Origin of the sequence: Methyloceanibacter marginalis, from assembly GCF_001723295.1 — a bacterium.
GTDB lineage: Bacteria > Pseudomonadota > Alphaproteobacteria > Rhizobiales > Methyloligellaceae > Methyloceanibacter > Methyloceanibacter marginalis.
The window spans coordinates 1-3,260 of the sequence record NZ_LPWD01000016.1; the positions used below are offsets into that span (position 1 = coordinate 1).

The 3,260-nt window shown below is 64.4% G+C and carries 2 protein-coding genes and 1 pseudogene; all 3 read right to left on the reverse strand.

The features are described from left to right. Position 1: 1 nt before the first annotated feature. Positions 2-1,366 (reverse strand): cytochrome P450, encoded by a 1,365-nt coding sequence (locus AUC71_RS00615; protein ID WP_244500736.1) that lies wholly within the window; start codon positions 1,364-1,366, stop codon positions 2-4. Between the two features lie 261 nt (positions 1,367-1,627). Then, entirely contained in the window at positions 1,628-2,293 is a 666-nt protein-coding gene (purN, locus tag AUC71_RS00620; protein ID WP_069622701.1) for a phosphoribosylglycinamide formyltransferase, read from the reverse strand. Then, positions 2,290-3,260, reverse strand: a pseudogene (purM, locus tag AUC71_RS00625) (phosphoribosylformylglycinamidine cyclo-ligase); the annotation flags it as partial. The gene purN and the pseudogene purM, both read right to left, overlap by 4 nt.

Below are 3,260 nucleotides of genomic sequence, written 5' to 3' on the forward strand. Positions count from 1 at the left end.
GCTAGCTGAGCGCGCGGATGCGGAAGGGCAGGCCGCCCTTCGGGCACAGCGTCACCGTGGCGTGGATCTTCGCCGGGTTCGGCCCGACATATTCCGGCGTGAAGCGGCGCAGGAGCTGAACCAGCGCCAGCGTGTTCTCGATCTGCGACAGCGCGCCGCCGATGCAGGAACGCTTGCCGGCCGCGAACGGCAGGTAGGAATATTTGACCCGCTTCTTGGCGCGCTCCGGCGCGAAGCGCTCCGGTTCGAACTTCTCCGGATCGTCCCAGTATTTCGGGCTGTGATGAGCGATGTAGGAGAGGATCACCACCTTGTCGCCCGCCTTGATCTTGTGACCCTGGATGTCGTCGTCGCCGGCCGCGATTCGGATCAGCGCCCAGATCGGCGGGAACAGGCGCATGGTTTCCTGGATCACCTGTCGCGTGTAGGCGAGCTGCTGCACCTGGTTCCATTGCGGATCGGCGTCGCCGCAGACATTGCGCGCCTCTTGGCGGATGCGCTCCATGGCTTCGGGGTGCTGCGACAGAAGATAGAGTGACCAGGCGAGTGTCAGCGCCGTGGTCTCGGTGCCGGCCCAGAGATACTGCTTCATCTCGTCGATGACCTGGCGGTGGTCAAACTCCGGGAACTCCGGATCGGCTTCGGCCTGCTGCAGCATGGTGAGCAGGGTCTTCTCGCGATGCTCGAGGATATTGGCTCCCATGACCATGTCGGGGACCGAGTGCCAGATCTCCATCGCCTTGGCGGTGTCCTCGCCGGTCATCTCCACAAGCTCGCCGCGCACGTTCTTCAGGCGGATGGACTTGTGGTTCATCACGTCGGTGTAGGTCTTGACCTGCTTGAACACGAAATGCGGGTTGAACGGCATCTCGCGGTCGAACAGCGCCTTGCACACCATCTCGGCGGCAAGCGTCCAGGTCTCTTCCACCATCTCGATGGTTTCGCCCGTCGCGGCGAACTTCGCCCAGCGCTCCATCTTGGAGTCGATGGCCGACATCAAATAGGGGAAGTACTCCTCGAACATATTTGGGTGGAACGCCGCCTGCTGAGGCGTGCGGATCTTCTGCCACAGCGCCCCGTCAATGGTGATCATGCTGCGGCCGAAGATGGGCCGGAGCCCGTCGAAATACTTCGTGTAATTGTCGGCGTTGGACACCAGCACGCGCTCGGCATGCGCCGGCTCGCTCAGGAGCACGATGCGCTGGTTCTTCAGATTGATCGGGATGACGCCGTTATATTTGTCGCTCAGCGCCATGAGAACCTGCATGGGGTTCTCCTGGTTCAGAAGCGGTGTGAGCTTGAACCAAACGCTTTGCTCTTCGCCGAGCCCGTGTGACGGAGAGTAGGCGACCGTCATGTCCGCCATTGATGCCTTCCCCCTGCGCCTGGTCGTTGGGCCTTGGGTGCCGGATGGGACCCGGGGCCGCGCCGCCAGGTCAGGAAACGATCTCTGGCAGCGCTCACGGCCGCGCTGGTGGGCCGCGAGAAGCAACTGCGAAGATGATCCCGAATAGTCTTCGTTCCTAGCATCCGGCTGTCAGCATTGTCCATGGGCGCAAGCGCCGCATATTGAGGCGTATCAAGGTCCGCCGTCCAATCCGCAATTTTACGCCGTTAACGGTTTCAATCAAAACGTGCCGGGAAGCGGAGGCGAAAAGAGGGCGGTTTGGCCCTCGGCCTGTGGCATTCCGACCACATGTTCGCTTTCCACGTGCACCTGGCCCGAGGCGACCAGGCGGAGTGCGTGAGGGTAGAGCCTATGCTCGGCCTGAAGGACGCGGGCGGCCAGGGTGTCCTCGGTGTCTCCAGGGTGAACCGGCACGGCGGCCTGGGCCACGATAGGGCCGCTGTCCACGGCCGCACGCACGAAATGGACGGTGCAGCCCGTGATCGTGGCGCCCGCCTCGAGCACGCGCGTGTGGGTGTGCAGACCCTGGAAGGCCGGCAGCAGCGAGGGGTGGATGTTGAGGTGCCGGTTGAGCCAGCTTGAGACGAAGCTCTCGGTGAGAAGACGCATGAAGCCCGCATTGCACAGGAGCTCCACGCCGGCGCCGGTGAGCGCTTCGTCAAGCACGGCTTCGAAGGCCTGACGCGTGGGGAAATCCCGGTGGTTGATCACGGTTGTGGCAATGCCCGCCTGTTCCGCGCGCTCGAGCCCTTGGACGTCTGGCACGTTGGAGATCACAAGCGCGATCTCGGCCGGATAATCGGGAGACCTTGCCGCGTCGATCAGGGCTTGGAGGTTGCTGCCGCGGCCGGAGATGAGAACGCCGACGCGCTTCTTCGCGCTCATGACGCTTTCCCGTCGAGGCGCACGGGTTCACTTCCGTCCCGAGACTGAAGCGCGCCGATCACAACGGCTTCCGCCCCAAGGCTTTTGCACACGCGATCAACATCGGCGGGCGATGTCACCACCACCATGCCGATCCCGCAATTGAAGGTGCGGTACATCTCATGGGCGTCGAGCCGCGCCTCGGCCTGTAACCATTCGAACACGGGAGGCAGAGGCGACGCGCGCAGGTCGATAGCGGCTGTCAGCGAGTCGGGAAGAATGCGCGGCAGATTGTCGATCAACCCGCCGCCGGTGATGTGGCAGAGCGCCTTCACGGCGCCCGTTGCGCGAATCGTCTCGAGGAGCTGGCGCACATAGATGCGCGTCGGGGTGAGGAGCGCGCGGCCCAGCGGCATCTCCGGTGCGAAGGGCGCGGGATCGTCCCAATCGAGACCGCTCTCGGCGACGACACGGCGCACCAGCGAGAAACCGTTGGCGTGAACGCCGGAGGAGGGGAGCCCGATCAGCACGTCGCCTTCGGCGAGATCTCCGCGTGGCAGGAGCGCATCGCGTTCCACCGCGCCTACGGCGAATCCCGCCAGGTCGTAATCGCCCGCCTCGTACAGCCCGGGCATCTCGGCAGTCTCGCCGCCGATCAGGGCGCAGCCGGCTTCGGCGCAGCCTTCCGCGATGGAGGCGACAACGGTCGCGGCCACGCCCACTTCGAGCTTGCCGGTGGCGAAATAGTCGAGGAAGAACAGGGGCTCGGCGCCTTGGACGATCAGGTCGTTGACGTTCATGGCCACGAGATCGATGCCAATCCCCTCATGCAACCCGGTCTCGATGGCGAGCTTGAGCTTGGTGCCGACACCGTCTGTGGCGGCCACGAGCAGCGGGTCCTGGAAGCCGCAGGCCTTAGGTCGAACAAGCCGCCGAAGCCTCCGACTGCCGCCCAGCACGCCCACGCCATGGTTTGGCGGCCAACGGT